Source organism: Pseudomonas sp. P7758 (assembly GCF_013386485.1).
Lineage (GTDB): Bacteria > Pseudomonadota > Gammaproteobacteria > Pseudomonadales > Pseudomonadaceae > Aquipseudomonas.
The window spans coordinates 1-13,700 of the sequence record NZ_JACARS010000036.1 but is presented as its reverse complement, the minus strand read 5'-3'; the positions used below and the strand labels follow the sequence as shown (position 1 = coordinate 13,700).

Below are 13,700 nucleotides of genomic sequence, written 5' to 3'. Positions count from 1 at the left end.
AGGAACAATCCGAATGAGAGTCTGGGCAGTTGCCAATCAAAAGGGTGGTGTCGGTAAAACCACCACGTCCATCGCCTTGGCCGGCTTGCTGGCCGAGGCCGGCAAGCGTGTGGTCGTGGTCGACCTGGACCCCCACGGCTCCATGACCAGCTATTTCGGCTATGACCCGGATGCCCTGGAACACAGTTGCTACGACCTGTTCCTGCACAAGGGCAGCGTGCCGGCCGACTTGCCGGGGCAACTGTTGCTGCCTACCAGCAATGAAAAGATCTCGCTGTTGCCGTCCAGCACCGCCCTGGCCACCCTTGAGCGCCAGTCGCCGGGGCAGAGCGGCCTGGGCCTGGTGATCGCCAAGACCCTGGCGCAGCTGTGGCAGGACTTCGACTACGCGATCATCGACAGCCCGCCGTTGCTCGGCGTGCTGATGGTCAACGCCCTGGCCGCCAGCCAACAGCTGGTGATCCCGGTGCAGACCGAGCATCTGGCCGTCAAGGGCCTGGAACGCATGGTCAGCACCCTGGCGATGATCAACCGCTCGCGCAAGCAGGCGCTGCCGTTCAGCATCGTGCCGACCCTGTTTGACCGCCGCACCCAGGCGTCCCTCGGCACCTTGCGGGTATTGCGCGATGCTTATCCGGACACCATCTGGCAAGGCTACATCCCGGTGGACACGCGCCTGCGGGATGCGAGCCGGGCAGGGCTGACGCCGTCGCAGTTCGACGGCAAGAGCCGTGGGGTGCTGGCGTATCGGGCGTTGCTCAAGCACCTGTTGTCCCAGCAACTTGTGGCGCAGGTGGCGTGATGGTCATTGTAGGAGCCTGGCTTGCCAGCGATGCAGACGCCGCAGTTTTCGCGACAAAACCGGCTCTCGATTCAAGTCCGGACACCCACAGGCCGATAACCTCTGAATACAGGGTTGATGGGGCTTGCGCGTGGGCATACAGATGAACCGTCCCGTTGATTTCAAGACCCGGCCGCAACTGGCGCTGGAGTCCTACCTGGACGCTTTGCTCCAGGACGCCACCGAGGAGATGCCGGAGCCGATTCTGATCCTCGATGAAGTCATCGAGCCTGAACCTGCTGCCCTGGACGAGTTTCAGCTGGCGGTCCTGGAAGAACAGGCCCGTGATGCGTTGGTCGTTCCCGTAGCAGTTCCTGTACCGGTTGCTGTGCCCGTCGAGCCTGTGGTGATTGCGCCTGTAGTGGTGGAGCCGGTGGTTGAGGTTCACCTCCCGCCGAGCATCACGCCGCCGCCGGTACAGGGCGACGGTCGCCCGGTGTGGGCTGCGGAGCCGTTCGAATGTTTGCTGTTCGATGTCGCCGGGCTGACCCTGGCGGTGCCGCTGGTGTGCCTGGGGTCGATCTACTCCCTGGAAGGCCAGGAGTTGACGCCGTTGTTCGGCCAGCCGGATTGGTTCCTCGGGATCCTGCCGAGCCAGCAGGGCAACTTGAAGGTATTGGACACCGCGCGTTGGGTGATGCCCGACCGCTACCGCGATGACTTCCGCCAGGGCCTGCAATACGTTATTTCGGTCCAGGGCTACGAGTGGGGGCTGGCGGTGCATCAGGTCAGCCGCTCATTGCGCCTGGACCCGAACGAAATCAAATGGCGCAGCCACCGGGGCCAGCGGCCATGGCTGGCGGGCACTGTGATCGAACACATGTGCGCGTTGCTGGATGTCGCCGAACTGGCGGAGTTGATTGCCAGCGGCGCGGTAAAAGCCATGCCGCTGAACAAACGCACTTGATAACAAGCAGCAGCGCTACGGCGCTGCCCAAGAATACACACCGTAACCAACGGTATTTGAAGGGGTCTGGAGTATGAACAAGTCAGTGTCCGCACAAGGTCTGGTGGATGATCCAATCCTGCAATGGGTCACCTTCAAGCTGGACAACGAGTCCTATGGCATCAACGTGATGCGTGTGCAGGAAGTGCTGCGCTACACCGAAATCGCTCCGGTTCCGGGTGCCCCAAGCTATGTGCTGGGCATCATCAACCTGCGCGGCAACGTGGTGACCGTGATCGACACCCGCCAGCGTTTTGGCCTGGTGCCGACCGAAGTCAACGACAACACCCGCATCGTGATCATCGAAGCCGACAAGCAAGTGGTCGGGATCATGGTCGACAGCGTGGCGGAAGTGGTTTACCTGCGCCAATCCGAAGTCGAGACTGCGCCGAACGTCGGCAACGAAGAATCGGCCAAGTTCATCCAGGGTGTCTGCAACAAGAACGGCGAACTGCTGATTCTGGTTGAGCTGGACAAGATGATGAGCGAAGAAGAGTGGCAGGACCTGGAGAATATCTGATTGTTTCTTGAGGTAGCGGTGATCGTCCTGGCCATCCTTTGGGCCGGGACCCTGGGCTTCCTGCTGCGTTATGTTCGCCAGCAACGGGAATTGGCCACTCGACAAGTCGAGCGCGACGCTGTGCGCGACCGGCGGATCCTGGAGCTGGCCAAGCGGGTCGACCACTTCCAGCAAAGTGCGGTGCGTGTGGGTGATGAAGTGCACGAGCTGCGTTCGGTGCTGGCGCCGTTGCCGGACAAGCTGTCGGCACTCGAGCAGCGTGACCCGTCGAGCCTCTCATTCGCCCAGGCGGCGAAGCTGGTGGGCATGGGCGCCACGGTGGATGAGCTGACCCAATCCTGCGGGTTGACCCAGGCTGAAGCGCAGTTGATGAGTCGGTTGCACAAGGACAACTGAAGGTTACGAGCTGCAAGCGGTATTGCTTGCAGCTTATAGCCGGTGCCGGTTGCTCAGCCATTCGGCCATGGTCGAGTCCTCCAAAGCATATTCACCACGGTTGGCTTTCCAGACCAACTCCTTCTCCCGCAGCACTTCCAGTGCTTTCTGCACGTTTGGTGTGCTCGCGTTCGGCTCGACCTGGGCCTGTTCCAGCTTGCGGTTCACATCATGGAAGGTTTTCTCCGCAAAAGGCGAGAACGCCTGCTTGCCCAGGGTTCGTTCGCCCATCACTTCAAGTACCGCCTGTTGCAGCGGCGAGAGGTCGTTGTAGGCGCTCTCGTAGTCACTCCAGATGCCGGCCTGGTGATTGAGTGCCCCGGTCCTCAGCAACTCGCCAAGGTTGCTGGCCTCGCCAAGACCCACGCTCACTTCGGTCAGTAGTTTGTTGAGCATTTCCGGGCGCCGGCCAACGAGCTGGAAGGCATAGTCCATGTCCTCCAGGTTGAACTGGTTGGTCGCGGCCAGGCGCTGGTTCCAGAGGTCCGTCACGAACTCGACGAAATCCCGGCTCAACAGCGGGAACGGTGTGATGTGGGCGCCGAAGAACGGTTGTTTGCTCTTGAGTACCAGGTTGGCCAGTTTGTCCCGGCTGGAGCCGGTGAAGACCAGGCGCAGGCCATCGGCCGTGCTGCTGCCGTTGAGATGATCCCGTGCCGCCTTGAGGGCGAACATGGCGTTCACCCCGCCTTCGCTGTTGAGGGCGTGCTGGGCCTCGTCCACGATCAGCACGATCATTTGCCCCGAGACCTGGTGCAGCACGTCCAGGGCGTGGCTGAGCGTGGTGCCGGCGGGCAATTGCGGTTTGGTGAAATCCCAACTCAAGGTGCGCAGCAGGCTGATCTTGTCGATACCGGCCTTCTTGGCCGCTTTGCTCACTGCGCTTTCGAACTCGCCCAGGGCTTTGCCGATGGCGCCGGAGATCAGTTCGGCGGGGTCGACTTCGCGGTTCATCCACAGGTCCACGTACACCGGCAGCCAGCCCCGGGCCTTGCACTCGGGGATAAGGTCGTTGCGCAGGAACGTACTCTTGCCGGTACGGCGCGGAGCCGCGAGGAACATGCCGGAGCTGTAGTCGGCAAATGACTCGCCTGCCAGATCACGGGCGAGCGCTTCGGCGAGTAGCTCTCGACTGAGAATCGGGCGGGTAGGGCTCATGGGTTTATCCTGAACTATCGGGTTCGAGATAATCTATACCTCGAAAGATATAATTGCTATACACCACCCACCGCAACTGATCATTCCCACGCTCTGCGTGGGAATGCATCCCGTGACGCTCCGCGTCACCCCTGCGCAAGACTTGAACGTTGCAGCGCCAGTTGGACGCGGAGCGTCCGAGGCGGCGTTCCCACGCAGAGCGTGGGAACGATCAGCCGGCTCCCACCTTAATAATCGTCGCCTCTTTCCGTCACATCCCGCTCCACCGGCCCCGCGTCCGGGTCGTAGCCCACCGGGAACTTGCCCTTCAGCGTCCAGGCAAACGCGAGGATCTCGGCGACGGTGCGGTACAACTCTTCCGGGATGCTGTCGCCCAACTCCATGCGTGCCAGTAATTTGACCAGCTCGGCATTTTCGTAAATCGGGACTTCGTTCTCCCGGGCCAGCTTGAGGATGGCTTCGGCCAGGGCATCGTCGCCCTTGGCGGTCAGGGTCGGCGCTTGTTGCCCGTCGTATTTGAGGGCGATGGCCTGGCGGGGCGGGTTGGGGTTTTTCATGCGGTTTCATCCACCCAGCGTTGTTCAAGCCCGGTTTTCGGGCCCCGTGGCGGGGTACCGAGGTGGCAGTCGAGGTCGCCGACGTTGAGTCCCGACGACACCAGGCGCTCGCGCAGGCTGCCCAGGTGGCTTTCGATCAGGCTGGCGGTGAAGGGCCGGGTCGCCCACAACTGGCTCGACAGTTTGCCCTGGCTCAGTTGCGCCTGGACCTGCAACGGGCCGAGCGGCTCCATGTCGAGCGCCATTTCCACGCGCCAGAGCATTTGCTTGGGATCCTTGCTGTCCTTGCGTTCCGGCTGTTCCTTGTCGGGCGCCGGTTCTTCCCGCTGGAACTTGACCTGCAACGGCACGATGTCCTGCAAGGTGCGCATGGGGATTTCCAGCTGCCAGGTGGTCAAGAGCTTGCCGTCGGCGGTGGTACCGGTCTGCTCCAGGCTCGACAGCTGATGGCTTTGCAGGCGGGAGATGGCCCCGGCGGCCAGGCGCAGCAGGTTTTCCAGGTCACTTTCACCTTCCAGGCGTTGCATCAGCCGATCGGGCAGCGGAAAGCCCGCGGGCGCCTGCCTGGCGCCGACCTGGCCGAGGGTGCCCAGCGGGCTGCGTACGAAGCTGGGCAGCAACTGCGCCAGGGTGTTGGCAGCGAGGATCGCATTCAGATTGGTGCTGGCGGGCAGGGATGGCAGCAGGTCGGCGACGAAGCGCAGCAGCGCGCCTTTCATGTCCAGCGGCGGTATCTGCGGGTTTTGCCCGGCCAGCAACTTGGCTTCGAGGAAGGTCCCGCTGTTCTGGATCAGTTGCGCCAGCACCTTGGGGTTGCTGGCCTGGGCCAGGTCGGGCAGGCCGGCGAGCAAACGCTCGGCGGCGGCGCGCAGGTCGGCCCCGGTGCTGTCGCTGCTGGTCGCCGGCAGGCTTTGCAGCGCGGTGAACACCACGTCCAGCGAGCCCTGGCGGCTTTGCTGGGTGGAGAGTTGCTGGGCCACGGCCAATTGGTCCTGGCGCCCGCTCAGCGGTACAAAGCTCAAGGTCTGCGCACTTTGCACCACGGCGCTGAGCAGGCTGCCGACGCGCAAGGGCTGCGGGCTTTCGACGGTCAGGGTCGCGCCGCTGAGGACGTTATTGAGCACCGACACCAGTGAGCGATACACCACCGGCTGGTTGGCGCCCTGTGGCAGCGCCTGGGTGGTCAGCACCTTGCCTTGCAGCAGGGTGCCCACCGGTAACTGGCTGGTATCGATACGCGTCAGCGCGGCGACGCTGGAACTCAGGGCCTGCTGCAGGCTGATGGACAAATTGCCCGACGGCGTCTGGCTGACTTCCACCTGGGTACCCAGCGGCAGCGGCTGGCTGCTGCTGGCCTGCACCAGGGTTTGCCGGCCGCCTTCCAGGGTCAGCTTGAGCAGCAACTGAAATGCATCGCCGCCTTGTTTCAGTGCCAGCACCTCGGCATTTACGGTTTTTCCGGGGTCGATCAGGCCGGTCTGCGGCTCCAGCAGTTTCAGCAACTCGCCCGCTGCAGGCGCGGGCGCAGGCCCGGCCGGAAGCGTCGGGGGGAGCGTGGGAAGATTGATCTCACCGGTCATCGTGCGCGCCGTCTCAGGGGAAATTGCCCTCTTTAGAGTAGGGCATCACATGTATAATGCCGCCCGTCTTCAAAGAGAGCGTTAAAAACAACACAACTGATTGATCCAGCTCTCTAAAAACGGTCGCCAAAGCAGTTAATGTGCATCTCTTTAACGGCCGTTCCACCGCCGACTTGAACCGTAAAGGCCCGCGATCTCTTGACCAGCCCTCTTCTAGAAGCCGTAGCGCTCGCCTGTGAACGTGACCTGCGGATGCTGTTCGAACACCTCGAACTGCGTCTGGCGGGCGGCGACATGGTGCAGGTCAGCGGCCCCAACGGCAGCGGCAAGACCAGCCTGTTGCGCCTGCTGGCCGGGCTGATGCAGCCGACGGCGGGCGAAGTGCGGCTCAACGGCAAACCGTTGCACGAGCAGCGCACCGAGCTGGCGCGCAACCTGATCTGGATCGGCCACGCCGCCGGAATCAAGGATGTGCTTACCGCTGAAGAAAACCTCAGTTGGCTCAGCGCCCTGCATCATCCCGCCAGCCGCGAGGCGATCTGGCAGGCGCTGGCCGCGGTTGGCCTCAAGGGTTTCGAAGACGTTCCCTGCCACACCCTGTCCGCCGGCCAGCAGCGCCGCGTGGCCCTGGCCCGTTTGTATCTCGACGGCCCGCCGCTATGGATTCTCGACGAACCCTTCACCGCCCTCGACAAACAAGGCGTTGCCCAATTGGAAGAACACCTTGCCGCGCACTGCGAGCAGGGCGGCATGGTTGTCCTGACCACTCACCACACCTTGACGCGCATGCCTGCCGGTTACCGCGACCTCGACCTGGGCCGGTGGGCGGTATGAGCGTATTTGCCCTGTTGGTCGCCCGCGAAGCGCGGTTACTCTGTCGCCGTCCGGCCGAATTGGCCAACCCGCTGGTGTTCTTCGCGATTGTGATCGCGCTGTTCCCGTTGGCGGTGGGCCCCGAGACTAAACTGTTGCAAACCTTGTCTCCGGGACTGGTCTGGGTGGCGGCGCTTTTGTCAGTCCTGCTCTCGCTGGACGGGCTGTTTCGCAGTGATTTTGAAGACGGTTCCCTCGAACAGTGGGTCCTTTCGTCGCACCCCCTGCCACTTCTGGTATTGGCCAAGGTACTGGCACACTGGGCGTTTTCCGGCCTGGCGCTGGTATTGCTCGCGCCGCTGCTGGCGATGATGCTGGGGTTGCCCACCGAATGCCTGCCGGTGTTGCTCCTTTCCTTGTTGCTTGGCACGCCGGTTCTCAGTCTACTGGGCGCCGTAGGTGCGGCACTGACCGTCGGTTTGAAACGCGGTGGCCTGTTGTTGGCGCTGCTGATCTTGCCTTTGTATATCCCGGTGTTGATCCTGGGCAGCGGCGCGTTGCAAGCCGCGCTCCAGGGCATGCCGGCGACCGGTTACCTCCTGTGGCTTGGCAGCCTGGCCGCCCTGGCGGTAACCCTGACACCCTTTGCTATAGCGGCTGGCCTGAAGATCAGCGTCGGCGAATAATGAGGTCTGGTTAAGCGATAGAACCTTAACCAGTAAAGACCCTAAGCTTCTCGCAACGACGAGAAGCAACCGTGATGGAAACAGCATGAACTGGACCTGGTTTCACAAGCTCGGCTCGCCCAAATGGTTTTACGGCATCAGTGGCAAACTGCTGCCGTGGTTGAGCATCGCCGCGGTATTGCTGATTGGCATCGGCCTGGTCTGGGGCCTGGCCTTTGCGCCGCCGGACTACCAGCAAGGCAACAGCTTTCGCATCATCTACATCCATGTGCCTGCCGCGATGCTGGCCCAGTCCTGCTACGTGATGCTGGCGGTGTGCGGCATCGTCGGCCTGGTGTGGAAGATGAAACTGGCGGATGTGGCCCTGCAATGCGCCGCGCCCATCGGTGCCTGGATGACCGCCGTGGCGCTGGTCACCGGCGCGATCTGGGGCAAGCCGACCTGGGGTTCGTGGTGGGTATGGGATGCGCGACTCACCTCGATGCTGATCCTGCTGTTCCTGTACTTCGGCCTGATTGCCCTGGGCAACGCCATCAGCAACCGTGACAGCGCCGCCAAGGCCTGCGCGGTGCTGGCGATCGTCGGCGTGATCAACATCCCGATCATCAAATACTCGGTGGAGTGGTGGAACACCCTGCACCAGGGCGCCACCTTCACCCTCACCGAAAAGCCGGCAATGCCCGTGGAAATGTGGGCGCCGCTGCTGCTGATGGTGCTGGGGTTCTACTGCTTCTTCGGCGCCGTGCTGCTGCTGCGCATGCGCCTCGAAGTGCTCAAGCGTGAAGCCCGCACCAGTTGGGTCAAGGCCGAAGTGCAAAACAGCCTGGGAGCCCGTGGATGAGCTTCAACTCTTTCAGTGATTTTCTCGCCATGGGCCATCACGCCCTGTACGTCTGGACGGCCTATGGCATTTGCCTGGCGGTGCTGGCCCTCAACGTCGCCGCGCCGATCCTGGCCCGCAAGCGTTACCTGCAACAAGAGGCGCGTCGTTTGCGCCGGGAGACCGAAAAGTGAATCCGCTGCGTAGAAAGCGTCTGTTGATCATCCTGGCCATCATGGCCGGTGTCGGCATTGCCGTGACCCTGGCCCTGAGCGCTCTGCGGGAGAACATCAACCTGTTCTACACCCCGACCCAGATCGCCAACGGCGAAGCGCCGCTGGACACCCGAATCCGTGCCGGTGGCATGGTCGAGAAAGGCTCGTTGCAACGCTCCGGCGACTCCCTGGACGTCAAGTTCATCGTCACCGACTTCAACAAGTCCGTGACCATCACCTACCGCGGCATCCTCCCGGACCTGTTCCGCGAAGGGCAGGGCATCGTTGCCCTCGGCAAGCTCAACGCCGACGGCGTGGTGGTGGCCGATGAAGTGCTGGCCAAGCACGATGAAAAATACATGCCGCCGGAAGTCACCAAGGCCCTCAAAGACAGCGGCCAATCCGCCCCGACCCCTGCCAAGGAGGGCTAAGTCATGACGTCCGCACTGTTTATTCCGGAGTTGGGCCAACTGGCGATGATCCTCGCCCTGTGCTTTGCCATCGTCCAAGCCGTGGTCCCGTTGCTGGGCGCCTGGCGCGGTGACCGCCTGTGGATGAGTCTGGCCCAGCCGGCTGCCTGGGGCCAGTTCGCCTTTCTGGTGTTCGCCTTCGGTTGCCTGACCTACGCCTTCATGACCGACGACTTTTCCGTCGCCTACGTCGCCAACAACTCCAACAGCGCCTTGCCCTGGTACTACAAGTTCAGCGCCGTGTGGGGTGCCCACGAAGGTTCGTTGCTGCTGTGGGCGTTGATTCTCGGTGGCTGGACCTTTGCTGTCTCGATCTTCTCCCGCCAACTGCCGCAAGTGATGCTGGCCCGGGTGCTGGCGGTGATGGGCATGATCAGCATCGGCTTCCTGCTGTTCCTGATCATGACCTCCAACCCGTTCACCCGCATCCTGCCGCAGATCCCGGTAGACGGCCACGACCTCAACCCGCTGCTGCAAGACATCGGCCTGATCGTGCACCCGCCGATGCTCTACATGGGCTACGTCGGTTTCTCGGTCGCTTTCGCCTTCGCCATCGCCGCCTTGCTCGGCGGGCGTCTCGATGCCGCCTGGGCGCGCTGGTCGCGTCCATGGACCATCGTCGCCTGGGCGTTCCTCGGCATCGGCATCACCCTGGGCTCGTGGTGGGCCTACTACGAACTCGGCTGGGGCGGCTGGTGGTTCTGGGACCCGGTGGAAAACGCCTCCTTCATGCCCTGGCTGGTGGGCACCGCGCTGATTCACTCGCTGGCGGTCACCGAAAAACGCGGCGTGTTCAAAAGCTGGACCGTGTTGCTGGCCATCGCCGCGTTTTCCCTGAGCCTGCTGGGTACGTTCCTGGTGCGTTCCGGCGTGCTGACATCGGTTCACGCGTTTGCCTCCGACCCGGAGCGCGGCGTGTTCATCCTGATCTTCCTGTTGTTTGTGGTCGGCGGCTCGTTGACGTTGTTTGCGTTGCGCGCGCCAGTGGTCAAGAGCCATGTCGGCTTCAACCTCTGGTCCCGGGAAACCCTGCTGCTGGGCAATAACCTGGTGCTGGTGGTGGCGGCTTCGATGATCCTGCTGGGCACCCTGTACCCGCTGGTGCTGGATGCCCTGAGCGGCGCCAAACTGTCCGTCGGCCCGCCGTACTTCAACGCACTGTTCATCCCGTTGATGGCGCTGTTGATGGTGGTGATGGCGGTCGGCGTCCTGGTGCGCTGGAAAGACACTCCGGTGAAATGGCTGGTGGGCATGCTCACCCCGGTACTGCTCGGCAGCGCCGCGCTGGCCGTGATCGCCGGTATAGCCTACGGCGACTTCAACTGGGCCGTGCTTGCCACCTTCATGCTCGCGGCCTGGGTATTGCTGGCCGGTGTACGTGACCTGATCGACAAGACCCGCCACAAAGGTTTGATCAAAGGCCTGCCGATCATGACCCGCAGCTACTGGGGCATGCAGGTCGCCCACATCGGCATCGCCGTGTGTGCGTTGGGCGTGGTGTTGTCCAGCCAGAACAGTGCCGAGCGCGACCTGCGCCTGGCACCGGGCGAGTCCATGGACCTGGCCGGCTACCACTTCATTTTCGAAGGCGCCAAGCACTTCGAAGGCCCCAACTTCACCTCCGACAAAGGCACCGTACGTGTGGTGCGCAATGGCAAGGAAGTGGCGGTGCTGCACCCGGAAAAACGCCTGTACACCGTGCAAAGCTCGATGATGACCGAAGCCGGGATCGACGCCGGTTTCACCCGCGACCTCTACGTCGCCCTGGGTGAACCGTTGGGCGATGGCGCCTGGGCCGTACGGGTCCACGTCAAACCGTTTGTGCGCTGGATCTGGTTCGGCGGCCTGCTCACCGGCTTCGGTGGTTTGCTGGCAGCGATGGACCGGCGCTACCGGGTCAAGGTCAAGAGCCGGGTGCGTGAAGCCCTCGGTCTGCAAGGAGCGCCAGTATGAAGCGTTGGTTGATGGTGTTACCGCTGGCGGCGTTTCTGGTGGTGGCGGTGTTCCTGTATCGCGGGCTGTACCTGGACCCGGCCGAGTTGCCGTCGGCCATGATCGGCAAGCCATTCCCGGCGTTCTCGCTGCCGACGGTGCAGGGTGACAAGACCCTGACCCAGGCTGATTTGCTGGGCAAACCGGCCCTGGTCAACGTGTGGGGCACCTGGTGCATTTCCTGCCGCGTGGAGCATCCGGTGCTGAACAAGCTGGCGGAGAAGGGCGTGGTGATCTACGGCATCAACTACAAGGACGACAATGCTGCCGCCCTGAAGTGGCTGGCGGAATTTCACAACCCGTACCAGCTGGATATCCGCGACGAAGACGGCAACCTCGGGCTGAACCTTGGTGTGTACGGCGCTCCGGAAACCTTCTTCATCGACGCCAAGGGCGTGATCCGCGACAAGTACGTGGGCGTGATCGACGAAGTGGTGTGGCGCGAGCAACTGGCCGCCAAGTACCAGGCGCTGGTGGATGAGGCCAAGCCATGAAGCGTTGGTTAGCCGCCGCGGTATTGGGCTTGAGCATGGTCGGCGTGGCCCACGCCGCCATCGACACTTACGAATTTGCCAAGGACGGAGACCGCGAGCGTTTTCGCGAACTGACCAAGGAGCTGCGCTGCCCCAAGTGCCAGAACCAGGACATCGCCGACTCCAATGCACCGATCGCCGCCGACCTGCGCAAAGAGATTTTCCGCATGCTCGGCGAGGGCAAGGACAATCAGCAGATCATCGACTTCATGGTCGACCGCTACGGTGACTTCGTGCGCTACAAGCCGGCGCTCACCGGCAAGACTGCGCTGCTGTGGTTCGGCCCCGCCGGGTTGTTGCTCACAGGCTTAGTCGTTATGGCGGTGATTGTGCGCCGCCGTCGTGTCGCCCCGGCCGATGGCTCGGACTCGCTTTCCGTCGATGAGCGTCAACGCCTCGACCAACTGCTGGACAAAAAAACTGATGATTGATTTCTGGCTCGCAGCAGGTCTGCTGCTTCTGATTGCCTTGAGTTTCCTGCTGATCCCGGTGTTACGCGGCCGCCGTGCCCAGCGTGAAGAGGATCGCACTGCATTGAACGTGGCGCTGTACCAGGAACGCGTGGCGGAACTGCAAACCCAGCAGACCGAAGGCGTGCTGGATGCGGCCCAGCTGGACAGCGGTCGCGCTGAAGCGGCCCGTGAGTTGCTGGCGGATACCGAGGGTGTGGAAAAGCCCCGGGAATCGCGCCTCGGCAAACCGTTGCCGTTGCTCGCGGCGTTTCTGGTGCCGGTGCTGGGCGTGGCGCTGTACCTGCATTACGGTGCCAGCGACAAGGTCGAACTGACCCGCGAATTCTCCCAGCCGCCGGTGTCCATGGAAGACATGACCCGCCGCCTGGAGCGCGCCGCAGCGGCCCAGCCGGATTCGCCGGAAGGCCTGTACTTCCTCGGTCGCGCCTACATGGCCCAGGACCGTTCCGCCGATGCGGCGAAAATCTTCGAGCGCACCGTGGCCCTGGCCGGTCGCCAGCCCGAGTTGCTCGGCCAGTGGGCCCAGGCCCAGTACTTTGCCGACAACAAACAGTGGTCGCCCAAGGTCCAGGCCCTGACCGACGAAGCACTGAAACTCGATCCGAAAGAAGTCACCAGCCTCGGCCTGCTGGGCATCGCCGCCTTTGAAGGCCAGCGTTACCAGGAAGCGATCGACTACTGGAACCGCCTGCTGGCGCAACTGCCACCGGACGACAATTCCCGTGCCGCGCTGCAAGGCGGGATCGACCGGGCCGCCGAGAAGCTCAAGGAGAGCGGTGGTAGCGTGGCGCCCGTGAAGGCAGAAAAACAGATGCAAGTGCGGGTGGACCTGGCCGCCGATGTGAAGGCCAAGGCCCTGCCGACCGACAGCGTGTTCATCTTCGCCCGTGCCGTCAAAGGCCCGCCTGCGCCATTGGCGGCCAAGCGCGTGACCGTGGCCGACCTGCCGATCACCGTCGAGCTGGGCGACAGCGACGCGATGATGCCGCAGTTGAAACTGTCCAACTTTCCCGAAGTCCAACTGGTTGCGCGCATATCCCGGGCAGGTGTTCCCACAGCTGGCGAGTGGATCGGCCGCAGCCAACCCCTGGCCAGCAGCACCACTGCGCTGCAGCAGCTGACCATCGACAGTCCGGACCAATAATTCGAGGAAATGCCCATGACCGCTATCGCACGTATCACCCTGCTCAGCCTGGTACTGGGGTTGAGTGCTTGTGCGGTCCATCGGCCTCCGTCGCCTACCGGGCCGACTATTCCACCGACAGGGCCGTCGACCCAGCCGAGCACCCAGCCCTCGAGCCCGGTGATCAAACCGTCGAAGCCGGTGCCGAGCTCCTCGCCGACCTTCGCACCGCCACCGGGTGCGGCCAGTCACTGGGACGGGAAGATGCAGGTGTACGTGCTGGACGAACAGCCGGATACGTTCTACCGCCAGCGCACCTACTACCGCTGGAGCAACGGCTGGAGCCGGTCCATCAGCCCGAACGGGCCTTGGGAAGAGACCGATGTCCATGGCGTACCGCCGGGGTTGAGCAAGCAGTACGCGCAATGAAAAAAGGCGACCTTCGGGTCGCCTTTTTCATGGCTGGTTTGGAATACAGTCCACCCAACAACAAAGCTCAAATGTGGGAGCGGGCTTGCTCGCGAATACGGCGTGTCAG

Annotated in this window: 17 protein-coding genes; 14 read left to right on the top strand and 3 right to left on the bottom strand. The window is 62.9% G+C overall.

Going from position 1 to position 13,700, the window contains the following annotated elements:
* Positions 1-13 precede the first annotated feature (13 nt).
* From HX873_RS09145 to HX873_RS09130, 4 genes are all read left to right on the top strand, one after another.
* The gene (locus tag HX873_RS09145) at positions 14-802 is read left to right on the top strand and encodes a ParA family protein (RefSeq protein ID WP_003210643.1); all 789 of its coding nucleotides are present in this window, start codon (positions 14-16) and stop codon (positions 800-802) included.
* 142 nt (positions 803-944) lie between these two features.
* A complete protein-coding gene (locus HX873_RS09140) occupies positions 945-1,748 on the top strand; it encodes a CheW domain-containing protein (protein WP_087694323.1) in 804 nt (267 codons plus the stop codon).
* 73 nt (positions 1,749-1,821) lie between these two features.
* Positions 1,822-2,307: a chemotaxis protein CheW gene (locus HX873_RS09135; RefSeq protein ID WP_003210641.1), complete on the top strand. Its 486-nt coding sequence runs from the start codon at positions 1,822-1,824 to the stop codon at positions 2,305-2,307.
* Positions 2,308-2,703: a DUF2802 domain-containing protein gene (locus tag HX873_RS09130; protein WP_008434800.1), complete on the top strand. Its 396-nt coding sequence runs from the start codon at positions 2,308-2,310 to the stop codon at positions 2,701-2,703. It begins immediately after the preceding gene.
* Between the two features lie 33 nt (positions 2,704-2,736).
* Here the strand turns inward: HX873_RS09130 and HX873_RS09125 are convergent, their stop codons facing one another.
* The 3 genes from HX873_RS09125 to HX873_RS09115 all read right to left on the bottom strand — a co-directional run bounded on the left by HX873_RS09125 (position 2,737) and on the right by HX873_RS09115 (position 6,037).
* Positions 2,737-3,900, bottom strand: a complete 1,164-nt coding sequence (locus HX873_RS09125) for a hypothetical protein (RefSeq protein WP_177122595.1) — start codon at positions 3,898-3,900, stop codon at positions 2,737-2,739.
* Positions 3,901-4,127: 227 nt separating this feature from the next.
* Positions 4,128-4,457 (bottom strand): EscU/YscU/HrcU family type III secretion system export apparatus switch protein, encoded by a 330-nt coding sequence (locus HX873_RS09120; RefSeq protein WP_177035122.1) that lies wholly within the window; start codon positions 4,455-4,457, stop codon positions 4,128-4,130.
* Positions 4,454-6,037, bottom strand: coding sequence for a flagellar hook-length control protein FliK (locus tag HX873_RS09115; protein WP_032899324.1), 1,584 nt, complete (start codon positions 6,035-6,037; stop codon positions 4,454-4,456). The genes HX873_RS09120 and HX873_RS09115 overlap by 4 nt, the downstream gene beginning before the upstream one ends.
* Positions 6,038-6,289: 252 nt before the next feature.
* Here HX873_RS09115 and ccmA point away from each other — a divergent pair, with 252 nt between their 5' ends.
* The 10 genes from ccmA (at position 6,290) to HX873_RS09065 (ending at position 13,591) form a co-directional block, all read left to right on the top strand.
* Positions 6,290-6,871: a cytochrome c biogenesis heme-transporting ATPase CcmA gene (ccmA, locus tag HX873_RS09110; RefSeq protein WP_003210636.1), complete on the top strand. Its 582-nt coding sequence runs from the start codon at positions 6,290-6,292 to the stop codon at positions 6,869-6,871.
* Entirely contained in the window at positions 6,868-7,536 is a 669-nt protein-coding gene (gene ccmB, locus HX873_RS09105; protein WP_003210635.1) for a heme exporter protein CcmB, read from the top strand. The genes ccmA and ccmB overlap by 4 nt, the downstream gene beginning before the upstream one ends.
* 85 nt (positions 7,537-7,621) lie before the next feature.
* Complete coding sequence (locus HX873_RS09100; RefSeq protein ID WP_003210634.1) at positions 7,622-8,377, top strand: heme ABC transporter permease; 756 nt, start codon at positions 7,622-7,624, stop codon at positions 8,375-8,377.
* A complete protein-coding gene (gene ccmD, locus HX873_RS09095; RefSeq protein ID WP_008434788.1) occupies positions 8,374-8,550 on the top strand; it encodes a heme exporter protein CcmD in 177 nt (58 codons plus the stop codon). The genes HX873_RS09100 and ccmD overlap by 4 nt, the downstream gene beginning before the upstream one ends.
* Positions 8,547-9,002: a cytochrome c maturation protein CcmE gene (ccmE, locus tag HX873_RS09090; RefSeq protein WP_008434786.1), complete on the top strand. Its 456-nt coding sequence runs from the start codon at positions 8,547-8,549 to the stop codon at positions 9,000-9,002. The genes ccmD and ccmE overlap by 4 nt, the downstream gene beginning before the upstream one ends.
* 3 nt (positions 9,003-9,005) lie before the next feature.
* Positions 9,006-10,994 carry a heme lyase CcmF/NrfE family subunit gene (locus HX873_RS09085; protein WP_177122594.1) on the top strand — a complete coding sequence of 663 codons (1,989 nt, stop codon included), beginning with the start codon at positions 9,006-9,008 and terminating at the stop codon, positions 10,992-10,994.
* Positions 10,991-11,527, top strand: coding sequence for a DsbE family thiol:disulfide interchange protein (locus tag HX873_RS09080; protein WP_008434782.1), 537 nt, complete (start codon positions 10,991-10,993; stop codon positions 11,525-11,527). Before HX873_RS09085 ends, HX873_RS09080 begins: the two co-directional genes overlap by 4 nt.
* Complete coding sequence (locus HX873_RS09075) at positions 11,524-11,997, top strand: cytochrome c-type biogenesis protein (protein ID WP_003210629.1); 474 nt, start codon at positions 11,524-11,526, stop codon at positions 11,995-11,997. Before HX873_RS09080 ends, HX873_RS09075 begins: the two co-directional genes overlap by 4 nt.
* Positions 11,990-13,183, top strand: a complete 1,194-nt coding sequence (gene ccmI / locus HX873_RS09070; RefSeq protein ID WP_177023215.1) for a c-type cytochrome biogenesis protein CcmI — start codon at positions 11,990-11,992, stop codon at positions 13,181-13,183. Before HX873_RS09075 ends, ccmI begins: the two co-directional genes overlap by 8 nt.
* Positions 13,184-13,198: 15 nt before the next feature.
* Positions 13,199-13,591: a hypothetical protein gene (locus HX873_RS09065; RefSeq protein WP_008434777.1), complete on the top strand. Its 393-nt coding sequence runs from the start codon at positions 13,199-13,201 to the stop codon at positions 13,589-13,591.
* Positions 13,592-13,700 lie beyond the last annotated feature (109 nt).

What these genes read in the sequence shown, in the direction of transcription:
- HX873_RS09145 (WP_003210643.1), top strand. Translation starts at nt 14, where the DNA reads ATGAGAGTCTGGGCAGTTGCCAATCAAAAGGGTGGTGTCGGTAAAACC.
- HX873_RS09140 (WP_087694323.1), top strand. Translation starts at nt 945, where the DNA reads ATGAACCGTCCCGTTGATTTCAAGACCCGGCCGCAACTGGCGCTGGAG.
- HX873_RS09135 (WP_003210641.1), top strand. Translation starts at nt 1,822, where the DNA reads ATGAACAAGTCAGTGTCCGCACAAGGTCTGGTGGATGATCCAATCCTG.
- HX873_RS09125 (WP_177122595.1), bottom strand. Translation starts at nt 3,900, where the DNA reads ATGAGCCCTACCCGCCCGATTCTCAGTCGAGAGCTACTCGCCGAAGCG.
- HX873_RS09120 (WP_177035122.1), bottom strand. Translation starts at nt 4,457, where the DNA reads ATGAAAAACCCCAACCCGCCCCGCCAGGCCATCGCCCTCAAATACGAC.
- HX873_RS09115 (WP_032899324.1), bottom strand. Translation starts at nt 6,037, where the DNA reads ATGACCGGTGAGATCAATCTTCCCACGCTCCCCCCGACGCTTCCGGCC.
- ccmA (WP_003210636.1), top strand. Translation starts at nt 6,290, where the DNA reads ATGCTGTTCGAACACCTCGAACTGCGTCTGGCGGGCGGCGACATGGTG.
- ccmB (WP_003210635.1), top strand. Translation starts at nt 6,868, where the DNA reads ATGAGCGTATTTGCCCTGTTGGTCGCCCGCGAAGCGCGGTTACTCTGT.
- HX873_RS09100 (WP_003210634.1), top strand. Translation starts at nt 7,622, where the DNA reads ATGAACTGGACCTGGTTTCACAAGCTCGGCTCGCCCAAATGGTTTTAC.
- ccmD (WP_008434788.1), top strand. Translation starts at nt 8,374, where the DNA reads ATGAGCTTCAACTCTTTCAGTGATTTTCTCGCCATGGGCCATCACGCC.
- HX873_RS09085 (WP_177122594.1), top strand. Translation starts at nt 9,006, where the DNA reads ATGACGTCCGCACTGTTTATTCCGGAGTTGGGCCAACTGGCGATGATC.
- HX873_RS09080 (WP_008434782.1), top strand. Translation starts at nt 10,991, where the DNA reads ATGAAGCGTTGGTTGATGGTGTTACCGCTGGCGGCGTTTCTGGTGGTG.
- HX873_RS09075 (WP_003210629.1), top strand. Translation starts at nt 11,524, where the DNA reads ATGAAGCGTTGGTTAGCCGCCGCGGTATTGGGCTTGAGCATGGTCGGC.
- ccmI (WP_177023215.1), top strand. Translation starts at nt 11,990, where the DNA reads ATGATTGATTTCTGGCTCGCAGCAGGTCTGCTGCTTCTGATTGCCTTG.
- HX873_RS09065 (WP_008434777.1), top strand. Translation starts at nt 13,199, where the DNA reads ATGACCGCTATCGCACGTATCACCCTGCTCAGCCTGGTACTGGGGTTG.